1 protein-coding gene is annotated in these 524 nt (G+C 55.2%); it reads right to left on the reverse strand.

What is annotated here, in order from left to right:
* Positions 1–284, reverse strand: a 284-nt coding sequence (locus C5B91_RS21420) for a permease (protein ID WP_199708895.1), incomplete at its 3' end; no start/stop codon positions are given.
* Positions 285–524 lie beyond the last annotated feature (240 nt).

Raw genomic sequence — 524 nt, forward strand, 5'->3', positions numbered from 1 at the left:
AACGCGAGAAAGTTGACCGCGTGCGCCCCCTTCTTGAACAAACCTTTCCCGATGGCTACGGCACCGAAGCTGCACCCACTGCTCGCCGCCCCGAACGCAGTCGCCTTGGTGAGCCCGCTCAGATCACCGTCGCCCAGCACCTGTGCCATTCGCTCCTTGGAGACGTAGACCTGGACGAGACTCGTGATCGTGAGTCCCATAATGATCGCCCACGCCGCCGTCCAGAGGAACCCAACACCGATTCGGAGGGCTTCGAAGATGCCCTCGACCATCGTCACCTGCATAGATGTATCGTCGTACGGATCATCTTTTGCAGTTTTCCTTCAGATAGTTCAGGTTAGAGCCGTTGAGAGTGTGAATTCAAAAGATTAGCGGTGGGTGGAACACGCAGGTCGAAGGCACAACCGCATTGAATAGTTAGGACGTAGTATTACTTGAGACCCAAACTCACGGAGGGATCACAATATGCCGACAAATTCAGACGACACGCGACTTGTTACGCTCCTCCTCGTTATCATCGGCGC

It is taken from the genome of Haloferax sp. Atlit-10N, from assembly GCF_003586325.1.
Classification (GTDB): Archaea; Halobacteriota; Halobacteria; order Halobacteriales; family Haloferacaceae; genus Haloferax; species Haloferax prahovense.